This window comes from Streptomyces sp. H27-H5 (genome assembly GCF_026627505.1).
Taxonomy (GTDB): Bacteria; Actinomycetota; Actinomycetes; order Streptomycetales; family Streptomycetaceae; genus Streptomyces.
The window spans coordinates 1-20,096 of the sequence record NZ_JAPNLK010000069.1 but is presented as its reverse complement, the minus strand read 5'-3'; the positions used below and the strand labels follow the sequence as shown (position 1 = coordinate 20,096).

The window sequence follows — 20,096 nt, the reverse complement described above, 5'->3', positions numbered from 1 at the left end:
GTGAAACAGGTTGTGCAGAACTACAAGAGCGGCGAACTGGCACTGCTCGACGTGCCGGAGCCGGGGTGCAAGCCGGACGGGGTGCTGGTCAGGACCGCCTACTCGCTGATATCCACCGGCACCGAGCTGATGAAGGTGTCCGAGGCCGGCATGTCGATGGTGGGCAAGGCCCGGTCCCGACCGGACCAGGTGGCCAAGGTCATGCAGAGCGTGGCCACGAACGGGGTGCCCGCCACCTACCGCAAGGTGATGGGCCGGCTGGACTCCTACACGCCGCTGGGGTACTCGCTGTGCGGGGTGGTCGAGCAGGTCGGCGCCGGGATCGACGACGTGAAGGTCGGCGACCTCGTGGCCTGCGCCGGCAACGAGCACGCGCTGCACGCCGAGCTGAACTGGGTGCCGAAGAACCTCTACACCCCCGTGCCGGACGGCCTCGCGCCGCGCCACGCGGCCTTCGGCACCGTCGGGTCGATCGCGATGCAGGGCGTGCGCCAGGGCGAGCCGCAGCTCGGCGAGGTGGCGCTGGTCATCGGCCTCGGGCTGATCGGGCAGCTGGTGGTGCAGCTCCTCGCCGCCTCGGGGGTCCGCGTCGTCGGGGCCGACCCGGACCCGGTGCGTTGCGAGCTCGCCGAGCGCCTGGGTGCCGCGGCGTGCGGTGACCCCGCGTCCGCGGCCGTGGAAGCCGCCGTCGCCGAGCTGACCGGCGGTCACGGCGTGGACCAGGTGTACCTGGCCGCCGGCGGCGGCAGCAACCAGCCCGTGGAGCTGGCCGCGCGGCTCTGCCGGGACCGCGGCCGGGTCGTCGACATCGGCAAGTGCCGGCTGGACCTGCCGTGGAACGCGTACTACGAGAAGGAGCTCGACGTCCGGTTCTCCCGCTCGTACGGCCCCGGGCGCTACGACCCGGCGTACGAGCTCGAAGGGCGGGACTACCCGATCGGCTACGTGCGCTGGACCGAGCGCCGCAACCTGGCGTGCTTCCTCGACCTCCTCGCCCGCGGCCGCGTCGACGTGGAGCCCCTGGTGTCCCACATCGCCGACTTCGACGACGCCGTCGAGACGTACGGGCGTCTGAAGGACGGTGAGCTGAAGGCCGTGGCCGTGCTGTTCCGCTACCCCGAGCAGAAGGAGGAGGCGGGCGAGACGCCGGCCCTGGCGGTGTCCGTCCCCGCGGTGCGACGCGGCGGCGCGGCGTCCACCCCGGCCCGTCCCGTCAAGGCGCCGGTGCGGATGGCCTTCGTCGGCGCGGGGAACTACGCGACGTCGATGCTGCTGCCGCACCTGGCAGGGCGCGAGGGCGTCGAGTTGTCCACGGTCGTCACCACGACGGCGCTGTCCGCGGCGAACGCGCAGCGGAAGTTCGGCTTCGCGCGGGCGACCACCGATCTCGACGCCGTGCTCGGCGACGGGTCCGTCGACGCGGTGGTCGTCGCCACCCGCCACAGCTCGCACGCCGAGCTGACCCGCAGGGCGCTGTCGGCGGGCAAGGCGGTGTTCGTGGAGAAACCCCTGGCCCTCGCCGAGGAGGAGCTGGCCGGTGTGCTCGCGGCGGTGGAGGAGTCCGGAAACGACCGGCTGCAAGTGGGCTTCAACCGCCGGTTCGCGCCGCTCCTGCGGGAGGCCGGGAAGCGGTTCGGTGCCCGGACCGGTCCGGCGAGCCTGCGCTACCTGATCAACGCCGGCCGGTTGCAGCACGGCAGTTGGTACCTCCGACAGGGCACCGAGGGAACGCGGTTCGTCGGCGAGGGCGGGCACTTCATCGACACGGCGAGCTGGCTGCTGGGGGCCGACCCGGTCTCGGTGTACGCGGTCGCCACGTCCGGCAACGAGGACCTCCAGGTCGTGCTGCGCTACCCGGACGGGTCGACCGCCTCCATCAGCTACGTCACCACCGGCTCGCCGGGCTTCCCCAAGGAGACGCTGGACCTCGTCGCGGACGGCAAGGTCCTGCGGCTCGACGACTTCGTGCGGGCGTCGGTGTACACGGACGGCAGGGGCGGACCCAAGCGGTGGGTCAGTTCGCGACTGCCCAAGGCGCGGGACAAGGGCCAGTCCGCCGAACTGGCCGCGTTCGTCAAGGCCGTGCGGACCGGCGGGCCGATGCCGGTGTCCCTGGAGTCGTTGGTCGCCACCACGACGGCCACCCTCGCCGTGCAGGCCGGCCTGGCCGGCGGGGCGCCGGTCACGTTGACGGGGGCGCGATGACCACGAGCGCGGGCTGGTACCTGCGCCGGCTGTCGCGGATGGGACCGCGCGAGGTCGGCGACCGGGTGGGCGACACGCTGCGCAGGCGCCGGTGGCGGTCCGCGCCGCCGGACCGCCCGGTCGTGACCGGCGCCCGGTTCACCGCGGCGCTGCCCGCCGGGACGTTCGACGCGGTGCCGGCGGACGCCGCGAAGCGGCTCGTCGCCGACGCCGACCGCCTGATGGCCGGGCACGCCGAATACTTCGGGGTGGAACGCGACGACCTGATCGACCCCGACTGGTGCCTCGACCCGAAGACCGGACGCCGGGCCCCGTGGGACTACGCCTTCGACGTGCCCTACCGGGACGAGGACGCGGTCGGGGACATCAAGCAGATCTGGGAACTGTCCCGGCACCAGTACCTCACCGTGCTCGCCGCCGCCTACGCGATCACCGAGGACGAGCGGTACGCCGAGCGGGTGGCCGAGCACCTGAGGGCGTGGTGGGCTGCCAACACGCCGCTGCGCGGGGTGCATTGGATCAGCGGCATCGAGCTGGGGATCCGGCTGCTGTCCTGGGTGTGGGTGCGCCGGCTGCTCGACGGCTGGCCGGGCGCGGCCGGGCTGTTCGAGGGCAACCCGGTGGCACTGGACCAGATCTGGCACCACCAGCGTTGGTTGGCCGCCTTCCCCAGCCGGGGGTCCTCGGCGAACAACCACGTCATCGCCGAGGCCGCCGGGCAGTTCGCCGCGGCCTGCGCGTTCGGCTGGTTCCCCTCCTCGGCGCGTTGGCGGGACGAGGCGTTGCGGTCGTTGGACCGGCATCTGCGGGCCAACACCTTCGGCTCCGGCCTCAACCGCGAGTCGGCCACCGAGTACCACGGCCTGGTGCTGGAGCTGGGGCTGGCCGCGATGGCCGAGGCGGACGCCTGCGGCGTGCCGGTCCCCGCGACGACGCGGCTGGTGCTGCTGCGGATGACCGACGCGCTCGCGGCCGTCGTCGACGGCCGGCTTCGGCCACCGCGCCAGGGAGACGCGGACGACGGGCACGGTCTGGTCGTGGACGGCGCGGGCACCGACCGGTGGGCGTCGCTGCTGGCCACGGGGGACGCCGTGTTCGGGCGGCTCGCCTGGTGGCCGACGGTGACCGGCACCGATGTGCGCACCCCGCTGCTGGCCGCGCTCGTCCGGCCCGGTGCGCCGGCCGTGACCCGCCCGGCGAGCAGGCCGGCCCACTTCGCCGACGCGGGGATGACGATCCTGCGCGGTCCGGGCGAGATCTGGTGCCGCTGCGACGGTGGTCCGCACGGGTTCCTGTCCATCGCCGCGCACGCCCACGCGGACGCGCTGTCCGTGGAGGTCCGGCACGACGGGGTCGACGTGCTCGCCGACCCGGGGACGTTCTGCTACCACGGTCAGCCCGAGTGGCGGCGGTACTTCCGGTCGACCGTCGCCCACAACACACTGGAGTTGGACGGCGCTGACCAGTCCGTCTCCGGCGGCCCGTTCCTGTGGACCCGGCACGCCCGCAGCCGCGTCCTGGTCGCGGACACGTCCGACACTTCCGCCGGGGGGACGGCCCGCTGGTGCGCCGAGCACGACGGCTACGAGGGCTCCGTGCACCGCCGCCGGGTGGAGCTGACCGCCGCGACCCGGGAACTGCGGGTGATCGACGAGGTGCGCGGACCGCGCCGGGCCGCGCGGTTGGCGTTCCACCTCGGGCCGGTGATCGCCGCGGACCTGGTGGGGAACCGGGCGGAACTCACCTGGACCCGGGACGGCGAGGACCGCCGCGCCGTGCTCGACCTGCCCGGGCAGCTGTCCTGGCGGGCGCATCGCGGCGAGACGGACCCTCCGCTGGGCTGGTACTCCGACGGCTTCGGGCGCAAGGAACCCACCACCACGCTGATCGGCACCGGTTTCGTCGACGGCTCGGAAGGGTTCACCACCGTACTCGGGTTCCGCGACTAGGAGGACGCGTGGTGATCAAGAAGCGGCACTGGGCGCTGCCGACGGCAACGATGGTGCTGCTCCTGCCGGCGACCGGGTGCCTGGGCGCATCCGACGCACCGGGCCCGTCGGCGGAGCCGACCGTCACCCCGACCACGTCCGTGGCCCGGGTGTGCGCCACGCCCGCCCCGGGGCCCGCGCAGGCTCCGGCGGGGGCGGTGACCGTCGATCCCTCGGTGGTCGGTGACCTGGCCGCGAAGACCAGGAGCAGCCCCCCGAAGACGACGTTCTGGCTCCTGCCGGGAACGCACACGCTCGAAGCCGACCGTTACGCCCAGGTCCTGCCGAAGGAGGGGAACAGCTACGTCGGGGCGCCGGGCGCGGTGCTCGACGGCCGCAAGACCAACCAGTACGCGTTCGGTGGCCCCGCCGGGAACGTCACCATCCGCCGGCTGACCGTGCAGGGGTTCGTCGCGCCGCAGAACGAGGGCGTGGTCAACCACGACTCTGCCGACGGGTGGGTGATCGAGCACGCGACGATCCAGAACAACTCGGGCGCCGGGCTGATGGCCGGTGCCCGCCAGCGGATCCGCGGCAACTGCCTGCGCGACAACGGGCAGTACGGAGTGACCGCGTACAAGTCCGGTGGCCCTCTCGGCGACCTGGTGGTCGAGGGCAACGAGATCGTGGGCAACAACGTCGACGGCTGGGAACGGCGGCAGCCGGGCTGCGGCTGTACCGGAGGGATCAAGTTCTGGGCCGTCAACGGCGCAGACATACGCGGCAATTGGGTGCACGACAACCGGGGTACCGGGATGTGGGCGGACACCAACAACAACGACTTCCGCATCGAGGACAACGTGGTCGAGGCCAACGACGGTGCCGCGCTGATCTACGAGACCAGCTACAACGCGGTCATCCGCAAGAACACCATCAGGCGGAACAACTGGGTCGAGGGCCGCAAGAAGGCCGACGACGGCGACGCCTTCCCGTTCGCGACCGTCTACCTGTCCGAGTCCGGCGGCGAACCCCGGGTCCCGGCCCGCACGGACAAGATCGAGATCTTCGACAACGTGCTGGAGAACAACTGGTCCGGGATCACCCTCTGGGAGAACGCCGACCGGTTCTGCAACAGCCCCGCCAACACCTCGTCCGGTGACTGCACGTTGCTGGTGAAGGACACCGAACGCTGCGCCCAGCCGACCATCGCCACCGCTCCGCTCTACTCCGACTGCCGGTGGAAGACCCGGCGGGTGGACATCCACGACAACCGTTTCGTGCTGGACACGTCCGTCGTCGGGTGCACGGTGAAGTGCGGCCGCATGGCGGTGCTGGCCAACTACGGCACCTACCCCGACTGGTCGCCGTACAAGGGCGAACCGGTGGCCGAGGCGATCACCCACGAGCAGGAGAACCGCTGGCACGACAACGTCTACGTCGGACCGTGGAGCTTCGTCGCCCACGACCCGAGCCGGGAACTCGACTTCGGACAGTGGCAGGGCGCACCGTACCGACAGGACGCCCGCAGCACCTTCCAGCCGCAGGCGGGTGGTTGAGATGCGCCGGGACCTGACGCACGACGGGCCGACGCACGACGGGCTGCCCGGCGACGGGCTGCCGGGCGGGCCGGACACCGAGCACACGCGGTCCGCCGCCGCACCGCCCCCTCCCGGCGCACCGAGGATCGTCGGGATCGCCTGGGGGCTGCTGATCCTCAACACGCTCGGCTCCGCCGGCGCGCAGACCATCGTCCCGCTGCCCCGCTCCCTCATCCAGATGGTCACCATGGGCTCGCTGGTCGCCGCGTTCGCGCTGGCGCTCGCCGTCAATCTCCGGTTACGGGTCCGGGCGAGCTCCTTCCTGTTCCTGCTCACGCTGTTGCTGGTGCCGAGCGTGATCTCCAGCGGGCACCTGGAGTCCGGGTTCGGGGCGCTGTTCCGCTGCACCCGGCTGGCTCTCTTCGTCGGCACGTTGTGGCTGCTCAGCCGCTGGTGGGACGGCGACCACACGTTCGTCCGGCACCACATCCGGATGTACTTCGCGGTGCTCGCGTCGGTGGCCGCCGGTCTGCTCGTCTCACCGGGCGCGGCGATGCCCGAGCTCTACGGCGGGCGGCTGGTCGGCGCGCTGTGGCCGCTCACCCCGCCGCAGATCGGACAGTACGCCGCGGTGATCATCGGGCTGACCGTGTTGCTGCTCCTGGGTCGGCGGACCGACCGGGGCAACGCGGCGTTGGTCATCGTGCCGGCGCTCGTCCTGCTCGCGCTGACCCATACCCGGACGGCCACCCTCGGCCTGCTGATCGGGCTGGTGCTGGCCATCGGCTCGCTCGTCCTGACCAGCGCCGCCGCCCGCCGGTTCTTCGCCTGGTCGGTGCTGCTCTCCGTCGTGGCCGCGGTGGGGTTCAACTCCGCGCTCCAGGCGTGGTTTCTGCGCGGGCAGAGCCAGGAGAACTTCTCCAACCTCACCGGTCGGGCCAAGGTCTGGAATGCCCTGCTGGCGGCCCCCAGGACGGCGTCGGAGCAGATGTTCGGCGCGGGCCTGGGCGACAAGTCGTTCGGAGGGCTGCCGATCGACAACAGCTGGCTTGCCGTCTACAACGAGCAGGGCCTGACCGGTGTCGCGCTCGTGGGGGCGATCGTGATCGTGCTGGGCGGCGTCGCGTTGCTCCGGCCGCCGTCCATCCAGCGGGCGTGCGCGCTCTTCCTGATCAGCTACTGCGCCATCGCGTCGTACACCGAGGCCGGGCTCGGCGACGCCTCGCCGTACCTGCTGCATCTGACCGTGGCCGCCTCGCTGCTGGCCTCACCCGCCGCGGCCAATCCCCCGCCGGCGCCGGAAGTCCCTCGACGACGCACACCCCAGTGGGCCCGGAAATCGGAGGTGATCTGAGCATGCACGTCCTCGTGGTGCACAACCGCTACGCCTCGGCGCAGCCGAGCGGTGAGAACAAGGTCGTCGACCAGGAGGTGGGGCTGCTGCGCGAGGCCGGCCACCGGGTCGAGGTGTTCGAGCGGCGCAGTGACGACATCGCCGCCCGGTCCCTGGTGTCCAAGGCCGCGCTGCCGTTCCTCGTGCCGTGGAATCCGGCGGTCCGCGCGGAGCTCGCCGCCCGGCTCCGCGGCGAGCGGCCGGACGTGGTGCACGTCCACAACGTCTTCCCGCTCCTGTCGCCGGCGGTGCTGGCCGCCTGCGCCGACGCCGGTGTGCCCGCCGTCGCCACCCTGCACAACTACACCCAGGTCTGTCCGCCCGGCACGCTCCAGCGGGACGGCCGGCCGTGTACCGAGTGTGTCGGGGCGGCGCCGCTGCCGGCCGTCCGGCACGGCTGCTACCGGGACTCCCGGCTGGCGACGGTGCCGCTCGCGGTCAGCCTGTCGGTCAACCGGCGGCGGTGGTGGACCGGTGTGGAGCGGTTCTTCTGCATCTCCGGGGCGCAGCGCGACGTCCTGGTGCGGGCCGGCATGCCGGCCGATCGGCTTGCGGTGAAACACAACTTCGTGCCCGAACCGGGCACGGTCAGAACGGGCGCCGGCGAGCACCTGCTCTATCTCGGCCGGCTCGCGGAGGCCAAGGGCGTACGGCTGCTCATGGCCGCCTGGGACGAGATCGCCGCCGGCGGCGGTGTGGGCGTGCCGCTCGTGGTCGCCGGCACGGGGCCGCTGGAGCGGGAGGTGGCCGCCTGGGCGGCGGGCCGGGACGACGTGCGGTACGTCGGCCTGTACGACGAGGCCCAGTGCCGGCAGGCCATCGCCCGGTCGGTCGCCGTGGTGGCTCCGTCGACGTGGCTGGAGGCGTTCGGCCTGGTGGTCGTGGAGGCGATGGCGGCGGGGGTCCCGGCCGTTGCCGCCGGTCACGGCGCCTTCGTCGAACTCGTCGAGGACGGGGTGAGCGGTCTGCTCCACCGGCCGGGTGAGCCCGCCTCGCTCGCGGCCTGCATGCGCAAGGTCGCGGCCGAGCCGGACCGCAACCGGGAGATGGGGCGGGCCGCCCGGCGCCGCTACGAACAGGGGTTCAGCCCGGCCGTCGGCCTGGAGCGCCTGGTGGAGGGGTACCGCACCGCGATCGCGGTGCGGTCCGGTGGCGGGCACGGCGCGCCGCCGGTCGGAAATGGAGGCCCGCCGCGGGAGACCCGCGCGGGCAGGGATGGGGGCAGTAGATGACAGGATGCCGACTCTGCGGCTCGGCGACGCTGGCGAGCGTCGTCGACCTGGGGGCGACCCCGCCGTGCGAGAGTTTTCTCGCCGCGGACGAACTGGACCGGCCGGAGCCGGCCTACCCGCTGCACCTGCGGGTCTGCACCGACTGCTGGCTCGCGCAGATCCCTCCGCTGATCACGCCGGAGGAGACCTTCACGCAGTACGCGTACTTCTCCTCCTACTCGACGTCCTGGGTGGAGCACGCGCGCGTCTTCGTCGCCGACGCCGTGCGGCGCCTTGCCCTCGGCCCCGACGCCTTCGTGGTCGAGGTCGCGAGCAACGACGGTTACCTGCTGCGGCACATGGTGGACCTGGGGGTCCGCTGCCTCGGCATCGAGCCGTCGGTGAACGTCGGCGCCGCGGCGCGGGAGGCGGGTGTGCCCACGCTCACGGAGTTCCTGGACCCGGCCACCGGTACGGCCGTCCGCGCCGAGCACGGCCCGGCGGACCTGGTCGTGGCCAACAACGTGTACGCGCACATCCCCGACGTGGTCGGGTTCACCCGGGGGCTGCGCGCCCTGGTCGCCGACGACGGCTGGGTCTCCATCGAGGTGCAGCACCTGCTGACCCTGATCGAGGAGAACCAGTACGACACGATCTACCACGAGCACTTCCAGTACTACACGGTCGCGTCCGCGATCCGGGCGCTGGCGAGCGGCGGACTCTCCCTCGTGGACGTCGAGTTGCTGCCCACGCACGGCGGCTCCATCCGGCTGTGGGCCCGGCCGACCGAGGTGGCCGGCGAGCCGAGCCGGCGCGTGGCCGACGTGCTGGACCGGGAGAAGGCCGCCGGGTTGCAGGACCTGTCCGGGTACACGGAGTTCTCCGATCGGGTGGCCAAGGTCCGCCGGAACCTGCTGCGGTTCCTCATCGGGGCGGCCGAGCGCGGCGAGACGGTCGTCGGCTACGGCGCCCCCGGCAAGGGCAACACCCTGCTCAACCACTGCGGGATCCGCCCCGATCTGCTCCGGTACACGGTCGACCGCAACCCGTACAAGCACGGCAGGTTCACCCCGGGCACCCGGATCCCGATCCTGTCGCCCGAGCAGATCGGCATCGACCGACCGGACTACGTGCTCGTCCTCCCGTGGAACCTGCGGGACGAGCTGGTCGAGCAACTTTCCTTCGTGCACGCCTGGGGCGGCCGTCTGGTCTTCCCCATCCCGGAACTGAGCATCGTGGAGGTCAAGCCGTGAAGGTCGTACTGTTCTGCGGCGGTTACGGGCTGCGCATGCGCAGCGGAACCTCCGACGACGTGCCCAAGCCGATGGCCATGGTCGGTCCCCGGCCGCTGATCTGGCACGTCATGCGCTACTACGCGTACTTCGGGCACACGGAGTTCATCCTGTGCCTGGGGTACGGGGCGCACCACATCAAGGACTTCTTCCTCAACTACGAGGAGACGACGTCCAACGACTTCGTGCTGCGGGGCGGGCGGACCGAGCTGTTGTCCACCGACATCGCCTCCTGGACGATCACGTTCGTACAGACGGGCATCGAGTCCCCGATCGGGGAGCGGCTGCGCCGGGTGCGGCACCACCTGGACGGCGACGAGATGTTCCTCGCCAACTACGCCGACGTGCTCACCGACGCCCCGCTGCCGGAGATGATCGACTCCTTCTCGCGGCGCGACGCCGGTGCGTCGATGATGGTGGTGCCGCCGCAGTCCTCGTTCCACTGTGTGGAGCTGGGCGAGAACGGACTGGTGGGGGGCATCACCGCGGTGAGCGACATGCCGCTGTGGGAGAACGGCGGCTACTTCGTGCTCCGCCAGGAGGTCTTCGACCACATACCGGAGAACGGTGACCTGGTCGCCGACGGATGTGCCCGGCTGGCGAAGCAGGGACGCCTGGTGGCGCACCGGCACCGCGGTTTCTGGAAGCCCACCGACACCGTGAAGGAGCGGGCCGCGCTCGACGCCGCCTACGCCGTCGGTGACCGCCCGTGGGCCGTGTGGGAACGGGACGGCGCGGCGGCGAGCGCGTCCGGCGACAGGGGCGGCGCCGGGGCGTGGACCGCGTGATCCGGCTCGGGACCGGGCGTCTGGCCCGGATCGTCGCGGTGGGCGCGCACTGCGACGACGTCGCGATCGGCGCCGGCGGGACCCTGCTGACGCTGTGCCGGGCGCGGCCGGGCCTGCGCGTCGACGTGCTGGTGCTGTCCGGCGGTGGCGGCGAGCGGGAGCAGGAGGAGCAGGCCGCGCTCGCCGCCTTCTGCCCGGGCGCCGACCTGCGGCTGACCGTGCTGAAGCTGCCGGACGGGCGGCTGCCCTCGCACTGGGGCGAGGCGAAGGCCGCGGTGGAGGAGCTGCGCGGTCAGACGGAACCGGATCTGGTGCTCGCGCCGCGTACCGATGACGCGCACCAGGATCACCGCGGGCTGGCGAAGCTGATGACCACCGCGTACCGCGACCACCTCGTCCTCGGCTACGAGATCGTCAAGTGGGACGGCGATCTGGGCCGTCCGGCGGCGTACCAGCCGCTGTCGCCGGAGATCGCCGAACAGAAGGTGCGGCTGTTGCAGGAGCACTACCCCTCGCAGCAGCACCGGCCCTGGTACGACCGGGAGGCCTTCCTCGGGCTGGCCCGGATCCGGGGCATCGAAAGCAACGCGCGCTACGCCGAGGCGTTCGCCGTCACCAAACTCACTCTCGACCTGGGGGAATGAACCTTGCGCGTACTGCTGACCGGACACCAGGGCTATCTGGGCACCGTGATGGCCCCGGTCCTCGCCGCCGCCGGGCACGAGGTCGTCGGTCTCGACGCCGGCCTGTTCGCCGACTGCGTGCTGGGCCCGATGCCCGCGGACCCGCCGGGGACGCGGGTGGACCTGCGCGACGTCACGGCCGACCACGTGGCCGGGGTGGACGCCGTGATCCATCTGGCCGCGCTGTCCAACGACCCGCTGGGATCGCTGGCGCCGGAGCTCACCTACGACATCAACCACCACGCCTCCGTGCGGCTGGCCGAGTTGGCCCGCGACGCCGGGGTGCGGCGCTTCCTGTACGCGTCGACCTGCTCCGTCTACGGCGCCGCCGGCGGGGACGACCTGGTGACCGAGGACGCCCCGCTGCGCCCGGTGACGCCGTACGCGGAGTCCAAGGTGCGGGTGGAGGACGACCTGCACGCGCTGTCCGACGGCGACTTCAGCCCGGTGTTCATGCGCAATGCCACCGCTTTCGGCTACTCGCCCCGGCTGCGCGCCGACATCGTGCTGAACAACCTGGTGGGCCACGCGCTGCTTTCCGGTGAGGTGCTGGTGCTCTCCGACGGCACTCCCTGGCGCCCGCTGGTGCACGCCGCCGACATCGCGCGGGCCTTCGCGGCCGCGCTGACCGCGCCGCGCGAGGCGGTGCACGACCGGGCGTTCAACATCGGCAGCGAGACCAACAACGTCACGGTCGCCGAGATCGCCGAGCAGGTCGCCGAGGCGGTGTCCGGCTCGAAGGTGGTGATCACCGGGGAGACGGGTGCCGATCCGCGGTCGTACCGGGTGGACTTCGCCCGGTTCCGCGCCGCCGTGCCCGGCTTCGACTGCGAGTGGACGGTGAAGCGGGGCGCGCTCGAACTCGCCGACGCCTACCGCGAACACGGTCTGACCCGGGAGGACTTCGAGCGGCGTTTCACCCGGCTGGCCGTGCTGCGGGCCGCGTCCGAGGCCGGCGCCGTCGACGACACCCTGCGGTGGCGCCGATGACCACGGCCGGCGAGGAGATGCACGCGCTGGTGGAGCGGCTGTACCCGCTGTGCCGGAGCATCACCGGCGACGGCGTGCGCGCCACCCTGGACATCGTCGGCGAGTACATCCCGCTCCAGGTGCACGAGGTGCCGACCGGGACGCAGGTGCTCGACTGGACGGTGCCGCAGGAGTGGAACATCCGGGACGCGTACGTCGCCGACGCCTCCGGCCGCCGGGTCGTCGACTTCGCCGCGTCCACCCTGCACGTGCTCGGCTACAGCGTGCCGGTGTCGGCGACGATGCCGCTGTCCGAGCTGCGTGAACACCTGCACACCCTTCCGGAGCAACCGAGTTGGGTGCCGTACCGCACCAGCTACTACACACCGGATTGGGGGTTCTGCCTGGCCCAGGAGACCCTGGACGCGCTGCCGGACGGCGACTACGAGGTGCGCGTCGACTCCACGCTCGCGGACGGACACCTCACCTACGCCGAGTACGTGGTCCCCGGGCAGGTCGCCGACGAGGTGATCGTCTCCTGCCACGTGTGCCACCCGTCGTTGGCCAACGACAACCTGGCGGGCATCGCGGTGGCGACCTTCCTGGCGCGGGCGCTCTCGGAGCGGACGCCCCACTACACCTACCGGTTCCTCTTCGCGCCCGGCACCATCGGGGCGATCACCTGGCTGGCCCGCAACGCGGAGCGCATCGAACGGGTCAAGCACGGGCTGGTGTTGGCCTGCGCCGGCGACTCGGGCCGGCTGACGTACAAGCAGAGCCGGCGCGGCGACGCGGAGATCGACCGGGTGATGCGGCATGTGCTGACCGCCTCCGAACGCCCGCACCACGTGGCCGAGTTCACTCCGTACGGCTACGACGAGCGGCAGTTCTGCTCGCCGGGGTTCGATCTCGGCGTGGGTTCGCTCAGCCGGACCCCGTACGCGGGCTACCCCGAGTACCACACCTCGGCGGACAACCCGGACTTCGTCTCACCGGAGGCGATGGCGGACACGCTCGCCGTCTGCCGGGAGGCGTTCGCCGTGCTCGACCGCAACCGGCGGTACCTCAACCTCAGCCCGTACGGCGAGCCGCAGTTGGGGCGGCGCGGGTTGTACGAGTCGCTGGGCGGCCGCAGCGACGCGAAGCAGGCCCAGATGGCCATGCTGTGGGTGCTCAGCCTCTCCGACGGGGAGCACGGCCTGCTGGACGTCTGCGAGCGGTCCGGGTTGCCGTTCGACACCGTCGCCGCGGCGGCCGACGCCCTGTGCGGCGCCGGACTGATCAAGGCGTGACACCGATGACCACCGAGGGGGGGAAGACGACACCGGCGGTCGGGGGCGAGGACGCCCGGCGGACCGCCAAGCGGGCCATCGTCGGCCGGCTGTCCTGGGGGCTGGCCGATCAGGCGGCCTCCAGCATGACCAACTTCGCGGTGGGCATCTACGTGGCACGCTCGCTGGGGCTGAGCGCGTTCGGCGTGTTCAGCCTGGCCTGGCTGACCTACGGCGTGGTGCTCAACGTCGCGCGCGGGCTGGCCACCGACCCGCTCGTGGTGCGCTTCAGCGGCGCGTCGGAAGCCTCCTGGCGGGCGGCGGCGGCCCGCTCGTCGGGGGCCGCGCTCGGCGTCGGCATCGTCCTCGGCGCGGTGTGTCTGGCCGTCGGGCTCGGCCTGGGCGGCGGCGTGGGTTCCGCGTTCGCCTGCCTCGGCGTCGTGCTGCCGGCGCTGTTGCTCCAGGACGCCTGGCGGTTCGCGTTCTTCGCCGCCGGCACCGGCCACAAGGCCTTCGCCAACGACCTCGTGTGGGGCGTCGCGCTCGTCCCGGCCATGGTCGTGGCGGCCCGTGTGGGCAGTGTGGCCGCTTTCGTGCTCGCCTGGGGCGCGTCCGCCGCGGTGGCCGCGGCGTACGGCTGCCTCCAGTCCGGCATGCGGCCCCGGCCGGCCCGGGCCCGCGGGTGGCTTCGTGAGCAGCGCGATCTCGGCTACCGGTACCTGGTCGAGAACGTCAGTCTCAGCGGCGCGAGCCAGCTGCGGGCGTACGGGCTCGGCGCGATCGTCGGGGTCGGCGCGGTGGGTGCCGTCCGGGGCGCGGAACTGCTGCTCGGCCCGTTCCTCGCCCTGCTGATGGGACTGTCGCTGGTCACTGTCGCCGAGGCGGCGCGGGTACTGCGGCAGGCCCCCCACCGGCTGGGCCCGTTCTGTGTCGCCCTGGGCGGCGGGCAGGCCGCCGCCGCGCTGCTCTGGGGTGCGGCGCTGTTGCTGGTGCCGGACCGGCTCGGCGAGTTCGTGCTCGGCGGTGTCTGGCCGTCAGCCTCGCAACTCATCGTGCCGGCCACGCTCGGCGTCGCGGGCGCCGGCCTCGGCAGCGGCGCGGCGGCCGGGCTGCGCGCGCTCGCCGCGGCGCGGCGCAGTCTGCGCTGCCAACTGTTCGCCTCCGCCTGCTATGTCGGCGGCGGGCTCGGCGGGGCCGCCGTGGCCGGCACGGTCGGCTCGGCCTGGGGCGTCGCCGCCGCGACCGTCTGCGGCTCGGCCGTGTGGTGGCTGCAACTGCGGTCCGCCCTGCGCGAGCGCCACCACGACCACCTTCGCGAAGTGAGGACATCATGACCGCCCAACCCCGGCTGAGCATCGGCCTGCCCGTCTACAACGGCGAGGAGTACCTGGCGCAGTCGCTCGACGCCCTGCTCGGCCAGACCTACGAGGACTTCGAGCTGGTCATCTCCGACAACGCCTCGACCGACGGGACCGGGGACATCTGCCGCCGGTACGCGGCCCGGGACTCACGCGTCCGGTACCTCAGGCTGCCCCGGAACATCGGAGCGGCACCGAACCACAACCACGTGTTCACCGAGTGCCGCGGCGAGCTGTTCAAGTGGGCCTCGCACGACGACCTGTACGCCCGGGACCTGTTGCGGCGCTGTGTGGAGGCGCTGGACGAGAGGCCGGACGTGATCCTCGCGCACAGCGGCCAGGCGGTCATCGACGGCGACGGCACGGTGACGGTCCCGTACGAGTACGGGCTCGCCACCGACTCCCCCCACGCGTCGGAGCGCTTCCGCAGTCTGCTGTTCGAGCCCGGTGGCGACGACTTCTACGGGGTGATGCGGGCGGACGTGCTGCGCCGGGTGAAGCCGCACGACAGCTACCACCACGCGGACCGCACGTTCGTCGCCGAGATCACCCTGCACGGGCCCTTCCACCAGGTGCCGGAGCTGTTGTACTTCCGCCGCGACCATCCCACCCGCGCCGAGCGGGCGAACCCTTCCAAGCGTTCCCGGTGCGTCAACCTGGACCCGCGCCGGGCGGGCCCGCTGCACCCCACGCCCCGGCTGCTCGCCGAGTACGTCTGGGGCTTCGCCTCGGCGATCCGGCGGGCGCCGTTGTCCCCGGCCGACCGGCGCGCGTGCCGGCGCCACCTGGCCGCGTGGATGACCAGCCGGGTCCGGCCGGGCGCCGGCGAGCGGGTCGAGGACCGCGCCCCGGTCGACCCGTCCCTGCTCACCGTCTCCGTCGACGCCCTCGTCGCCGGCCGCGAGGGGAGGCGGGCATGACCTCGGCGGACGGAATCCCGGTGCGCGTGGGGGTGTTCGGCCTCCTCGGGTCCGGCAACCTCGGCAACGACGGCTCGCTCGAAGCCGTCCTCGGCTACCTGCGCGCCGAGCACCCGGGGGCGGTCGTGGACGCGCTGTGCGGCGGACCCGAGGTCGTCTCGGCCCGGTACGGCATTCCGGCGACCCGGCTGCACTGGTACCGCGGGGAGTACCGGACCGCGTCGCGGGCGGGCGCCGTCGCGGCGAAGGGCCTGGGCAAACTCGTCGACGTCTTCCGCACCGCCGCCTGGGTGCGCCGGCACGACGTGGTGATCGTGCCGGGCATGGGCGTCCTGGAGGCCACCCTGCCGCTGCGGCCGTGGGGCTTCCCGTACTCGCTGTTCCTGCTGTGCGCGTCCGGCCGGTTGTCCGGCACCCGGGTCGCGCTGGTCGGCGTCGGGGCCGGCGCGATCGGCAACCGGCCGACCCGCACCCTCGTGCGCTGGTCGGCGCGGCTGGCCGGCTACCGGTCGTACCGGGACGCCCCGTCGCGCGACGCGATGCGGGCGATGGGCGTGGACACCACGCGCGACGAGGTCTACCCGGACCTGGCGTTCGCCCTGCCGACGCCGCGGGCGGGCGCGCCTTCGGACACGCCGGGCCCGGTCGCCGTGGGTGTCATGGACTTCCACGGCGGCGACGACGACCGCGCCCGGGCCGAGGAGATCCACCGGCGCTACCTCGACGGGACGACCCGCTTCGTCCGCGCGCTGGTCGAGGACGGCAGGCCGGTCCGGCTGCTCACCGGCGACGCGTGCGACGCGCCGGTGGTCGCCGCGATCCTCGACGCGGTGGACTCACCACTGGTCACCGCTGCCGAGGCGGCCTCGCTGGCCGACCTGATGAAGGAGACGGCGGCTGCCGACGCCGTGGTGGCGACCCGCTATCACAACCTGATCTGCGCGCTGAAGGTCGGCACGCCGACGCTCGCGCTGAGCTACGCGGCGAAGAGCGACGCGCTCATGGCGCGGATGGGGCTGGAGGCGTACTGCCACCCGGCTCGTGACGTCGACGCCGACCGGCTGCTCGAACAGTTCCGGGAGCTGGAGAAGAGGTCGGCGGAGCTGCGCCGGATCCTCACCGAGCGGAACGCGGTCGCCGTCCGGCAACTCGACCGGCAGTTCACCGCCTTGACCGCGGCCGTCTTCCCGGCGGCCGCCCACGCCCACGCCCACGCCCACGCCCTGCGGGAGACTCCATGAAGGCGACCGAGGTCCCGGCGATCGCCGGCGCCCACCTGTTCGAACCGACCCCGTACTCCGACGAGCGCGGTTTCTTCTGCCGGACCTTCGACGCCGACCTGGTCCGCTCGGTGGGCCTCGACCCGGACGCCTTCATCCAGGACAGCGTGTCCCGCTCGGTCCGGGGCGTGCTGCGCGGCCTGCACCTGCGCTCCGGCGCGGGCGAGGCCAAGCTGGTGCGGTGCTCGTACGGGCAGATCTTCGACGTCGTCGTGGACCTGCGGCCCGACTCCCCCACCTACCGAAACCGGGCCTTCTTCGAGCTGTCCGGCGAGACGCAGGCGACGCTGTACATCCCTGCGGGATGCGCGCACGGCTTCCAGGCACTGACCGAGACCGCCGACACCTCGTACCGGATCGACCGCCCCCACGATCCGGCCGAGGACGTGACGATCGCCTTCGACGACCCGGAGCTGGCCATCCCCTGGCCGCTGCCGGTCACATCGATGTCCCGGCGGGACCGGGAGGCGCCGAGCCTCGCCGAGGTCCTCAAGCACCAGGAAGGTTGAGGTCGGCGTGCACACCGAAGAGACCGAAGGCACGGAAGACACCGAAGAGTTCGTCCTGCCCCGCTCGCGGCTGGCCAACGAGCGGCTGCACGCCATGATCCCCGGAGGCGCGCACACCTACGCCAAGGGCGACGACCAGTACCCCGAGAACCTGGCGCCCGTCATCAGTCACGGCCGCGGTGCCCACGTGTGGGATGTCGACGGCAACCGCTACATCGAGTACGGATCGGGCCTGCGGTCGGTCAGCCTCGGCCACGCCCACCCCCGCGTGATCGAGGCGGTACGGCGGGAACTCGACCGCGGCAGCAACTTCGTCCGGCCGTCCATCGTCGAGGTCCGGGCCGCGGAACGGTTCCTGGCCACGGTGCCGACGGCCGAGATGGTGAAGTTCGCGAAGAACGGCTCCGATGCCACCACCGCCGCGGTCCGTCTCGCCCGCGCCGTCACCGGCCGCCCGCGGGTCGCGATCTGCGGCGACCATCCGTTCTTCTCCTCCGACGACTGGTTCATCGGCACCACGCCGATGTCAGCGGGCATTCCGGCGGCGACCACCGAACTCACCGTGGCGTTCCCCTACGGGGACCTGGCCTCCACGGAGGAGCTGCTCACCCGGTACCAGGACGAGGTCGCCTGCCTGATCCTCGAACCAGCCGGGCACACCGAGCCGCCGCCCGGGTACCTCGCCGGCCTGCGCGAGCTGGCCGACCGGCACGGCTGCGTACTGGTCTTCGACGAGATGATCACCGGCTTCCGCTGGTCCGAGGCGGGCGCCCAGGGCCTGTACGGCGTCGTCCCCGACCTCTCCACGTTCGGCAAGGCGCTGGGCAACGGCTTCGCCGTCTCGGCGCTGGCCGGGCGCCGCGACCTGATGGAGCGGGGCGGACTGCGTCACTCCGGCGACCGGGTGTTCCTGTTGTCCACCACGCACGGTGCGGAAACGCACGCGCTGGCCGCCGCGATGGCCGTGCAGACCACCTATGCCGAGGAGGGTGTCACCGCACGGCTGCACGCCCTCGGTGAGCAGCTGGCCGCCGGGGTCCGCGAGGCCGCGGCCGCGATGGGCGTCGGCGACCACGTCGTCGTCAAGGGCCGCGCCAGCAACCTGGTCTTCGCCACACTCGACGAGAACCTGCGGCCGTCGCAGCGCTACCGCACCCTGTTCCTGCGCCGGCTCCTCGCGGGCGGGGTGCTGGCCCCGTCGTTCGTGGTGAGCAGCGCGCTCGACGACGCCGACATCGATCACACCGTCGACGTGGTGGCGCAGGCGTGTGCGGTGTACCGGAAGGCGCTGGACGCCACCGACCCCACCCCCTGGATGGCCGGGCGACCGGTGAAACCCGTGTTCCGCCGCCTGGCGTGATGTGATGTCACGTCAGTGTGTTTGCCGCTGAACGGCATTGGTCGTCCGGTCGGCCCTTCGGTCGGCCGTCCGGTCGACCAGCCACGCGGTCGCCGGTACCAGCGCCAGCGCGGTGCACCAGCCGCCGAGGACGTCGGTCGGGTAGTGCGCGCCCAGGGCGACCTGCGCCCACCCCATGACGGCGCCGGCGACCAGCGCCGCGGCGAGGACGAGCAGGGTGCCGGCCGTCCGGCCGAGGCCGAGGCGGCCGGTCGCGAGCAGCGCGAGGGCGAGGGCGAGCGCGGTGAGGAAGGCGGTGTGCCCGCTCGGATAGGACAGGTACCCGCCGTTGATGGTGCGTCCCACCAGGTGCTTGAGCAGCGTCGTGGTCACCACCGTCACGCCGGCACCGGCGACGACGAGCACCGCCGTGCGGGGGCTGCGGAGCAGCAGGCAGCCCGCGACCACGGCCGCGACCACCACCGCCGCTCCGGCGGGCTCCCCCAGGAAGTCCGTGGCCAGTGCGACGCGCCTCCACGGCGGCCGCACCCCGTACACCGCCTCATGGATCCAGGCGTCCACGGTGCCGGGCTCGCTGTGGCCCGCGTACAGGAACCCGAGCACGACGACCACCAGTGCGGCAAGGGCCGCGATCAGCCCGATCCACGCGCGGGGCGCCGGGGGCAACGCCGCGGGCGCCGGCCGGCCGGGCACACGCCCACCGCGCGGGTCCGCTCCGGCCGGACGATCCAACGCGAGCCCTCCGTCATGTCCGCCCCACCCTCAGGCCGACCAACTGCCCTGCGGACAGAGGCTCCTGGCCTGTACGACTCCACGACACCCTAGTCAATCATCCGGGCGCGCCACACACGTCACTGCGCGCGGTCGAGCACCCGGGTGAGGAAGCGTTGCGTGGCCTGCTCCCGGGGGGCGGTGAGGACTTGCTCCGCGGTGCCCTGTTCCACGATCACCCCGTCCTCCAGGAAACAGACCTGGTCCGCGACCTGCCGGGCGAAGCCCATCTCGTGCGTGGCCATGAGGATGGTCAGGCCGCGCTGCTTGAGGTCCGCGACCACGTCCAGCACCTCGCCCACCAGTTCGGGGTCGAGCGCCGAGGTGATCTCGTCGAAGAGGAGCAGCTCCGGCTCGGTGGCCAGTGCCCGGGCGATCGCGGCGCGCTGTTGCTGGCCGCCGGACAGCCGGTCGGGGTGTTCGTGTGCCTTGTCCGCGAGTCCCAGCCGCGCCAGCAGCTCGCGGGCCGACTCCTCGGCCCGTTTGCGCGGGACGCCGACCCTGATGGTTAATTCGGTCAGGCTGTCAGGGCGAGTTCGAGGCGGGCGAGGTGGGTGGTTCTGGTCCGGTCGATGGGGTGGCCGTTCCACCAGGCGTGGAGTCGGATCAGGTTGAGGGCG

At 72.6% G+C, this 20,096-nt stretch carries 17 protein-coding genes; 15 read left to right on the top strand and 2 right to left on the bottom strand.

The window, feature by feature from the left end:
* The 15 genes from OTB19_RS29245 to OTB19_RS29175 are packed head-to-tail and all read left to right on the top strand — an operon-like array spanning window position 1 to window position 18,705.
* Complete coding sequence (locus OTB19_RS29245; protein ID WP_267801537.1) at window positions 1-2,205, top strand: bi-domain-containing oxidoreductase; 2,205 nt, start codon at window positions 1-3, stop codon at window positions 2,203-2,205.
* A complete protein-coding gene (locus OTB19_RS29240; protein WP_267801536.1) occupies window positions 2,202-4,154 on the top strand; it encodes a heparinase II/III family protein in 1,953 nt (650 codons plus the stop codon). The genes OTB19_RS29245 and OTB19_RS29240 overlap by 4 nt, the downstream gene beginning before the upstream one ends.
* Before the next feature lie 50 nt (window positions 4,155-4,204).
* Window positions 4,205-5,689 carry a right-handed parallel beta-helix repeat-containing protein gene (locus OTB19_RS29235; protein WP_420716935.1) on the top strand — a complete coding sequence of 495 codons (1,485 nt, stop codon included), beginning with the start codon at window positions 4,205-4,207 and terminating at the stop codon, window positions 5,687-5,689.
* A 1-nt stretch (window position 5,690) separates the two neighbouring features.
* Entirely contained in the window at window positions 5,691-7,025 is a 1,335-nt protein-coding gene (locus OTB19_RS29230; protein WP_267801534.1) for an O-antigen ligase domain-containing protein, read from the top strand.
* A 2-nt stretch (window positions 7,026-7,027) separates the two neighbouring features.
* Window positions 7,028-8,296, top strand: coding sequence for a glycosyltransferase (locus OTB19_RS29225; RefSeq protein ID WP_267801533.1), 1,269 nt, complete (start codon window positions 7,028-7,030; stop codon window positions 8,294-8,296).
* Window positions 8,293-9,528 carry a class I SAM-dependent methyltransferase gene (locus OTB19_RS29220; RefSeq protein WP_267801532.1) on the top strand — a complete coding sequence of 412 codons (1,236 nt, stop codon included), beginning with the start codon at window positions 8,293-8,295 and terminating at the stop codon, window positions 9,526-9,528. The genes OTB19_RS29225 and OTB19_RS29220 overlap by 4 nt, the downstream gene beginning before the upstream one ends.
* Entirely contained in the window at window positions 9,525-10,355 is an 831-nt protein-coding gene (locus OTB19_RS29215) for a glucose-1-phosphate cytidylyltransferase (RefSeq protein WP_267801531.1), read from the top strand. Before OTB19_RS29220 ends, OTB19_RS29215 begins: the two co-directional genes overlap by 4 nt.
* Window positions 10,352-10,999: a PIG-L deacetylase family protein gene (locus OTB19_RS29210; RefSeq protein ID WP_267801550.1), complete on the top strand. Its 648-nt coding sequence runs from the start codon at window positions 10,352-10,354 to the stop codon at window positions 10,997-10,999. The genes OTB19_RS29215 and OTB19_RS29210 overlap by 4 nt, the downstream gene beginning before the upstream one ends.
* Window positions 11,000-11,002: 3 nt before the next feature.
* The gene (locus OTB19_RS29205; RefSeq protein ID WP_267801530.1) at window positions 11,003-12,028 is read left to right on the top strand and encodes an NAD-dependent epimerase/dehydratase family protein; all 1,026 of its coding nucleotides are present in this window, start codon (window positions 11,003-11,005) and stop codon (window positions 12,026-12,028) included.
* Complete coding sequence (locus OTB19_RS29200) at window positions 12,025-13,299, top strand: DUF4910 domain-containing protein (RefSeq protein WP_420716933.1); 1,275 nt, start codon at window positions 12,025-12,027, stop codon at window positions 13,297-13,299. The genes OTB19_RS29205 and OTB19_RS29200 overlap by 4 nt, the downstream gene beginning before the upstream one ends.
* Window positions 13,300-13,304: 5 nt before the next feature.
* Window positions 13,305-14,612: a hypothetical protein gene (locus tag OTB19_RS29195; RefSeq protein WP_267801528.1), complete on the top strand. Its 1,308-nt coding sequence runs from the start codon at window positions 13,305-13,307 to the stop codon at window positions 14,610-14,612.
* On the top strand, window positions 14,609-15,556 hold the full coding sequence (locus tag OTB19_RS29190) for a glycosyltransferase family 2 protein (protein ID WP_267801527.1): 948 nt from the start codon (window positions 14,609-14,611) through the stop codon (window positions 15,554-15,556). The genes OTB19_RS29195 and OTB19_RS29190 overlap by 4 nt, the downstream gene beginning before the upstream one ends.
* Window positions 15,553-16,797, top strand: a complete 1,245-nt coding sequence (locus OTB19_RS29185) for a polysaccharide pyruvyl transferase family protein (protein WP_267801525.1) — start codon at window positions 15,553-15,555, stop codon at window positions 16,795-16,797. Before OTB19_RS29190 ends, OTB19_RS29185 begins: the two co-directional genes overlap by 4 nt.
* A complete protein-coding gene (rfbC, locus tag OTB19_RS29180) occupies window positions 16,794-17,345 on the top strand; it encodes a dTDP-4-dehydrorhamnose 3,5-epimerase (protein ID WP_267801523.1) in 552 nt (183 codons plus the stop codon). The genes OTB19_RS29185 and rfbC overlap by 4 nt, the downstream gene beginning before the upstream one ends.
* A 7-nt stretch (window positions 17,346-17,352) precedes the next feature.
* On the top strand, window positions 17,353-18,705 hold the full coding sequence (locus OTB19_RS29175; protein ID WP_267801522.1) for a glutamate-1-semialdehyde 2,1-aminomutase: 1,353 nt from the start codon (window positions 17,353-17,355) through the stop codon (window positions 18,703-18,705).
* A gap of 12 nt (window positions 18,706-18,717) precedes the next feature.
* Here OTB19_RS29175 and OTB19_RS29170 read toward each other — a convergent pair whose 3' ends face one another.
* Window positions 18,718-19,398, bottom strand: coding sequence for a phosphatase PAP2 family protein (locus OTB19_RS29170; RefSeq protein WP_267801521.1), 681 nt, complete (start codon window positions 19,396-19,398; stop codon window positions 18,718-18,720).
* A gap of 158 nt (window positions 19,399-19,556) precedes the next feature.
* Window positions 19,557-20,096, bottom strand: a 540-nt coding sequence (locus tag OTB19_RS29165) for an amino acid ABC transporter ATP-binding protein (RefSeq protein WP_267801520.1), incomplete at its 5' end; no start/stop codon positions are given.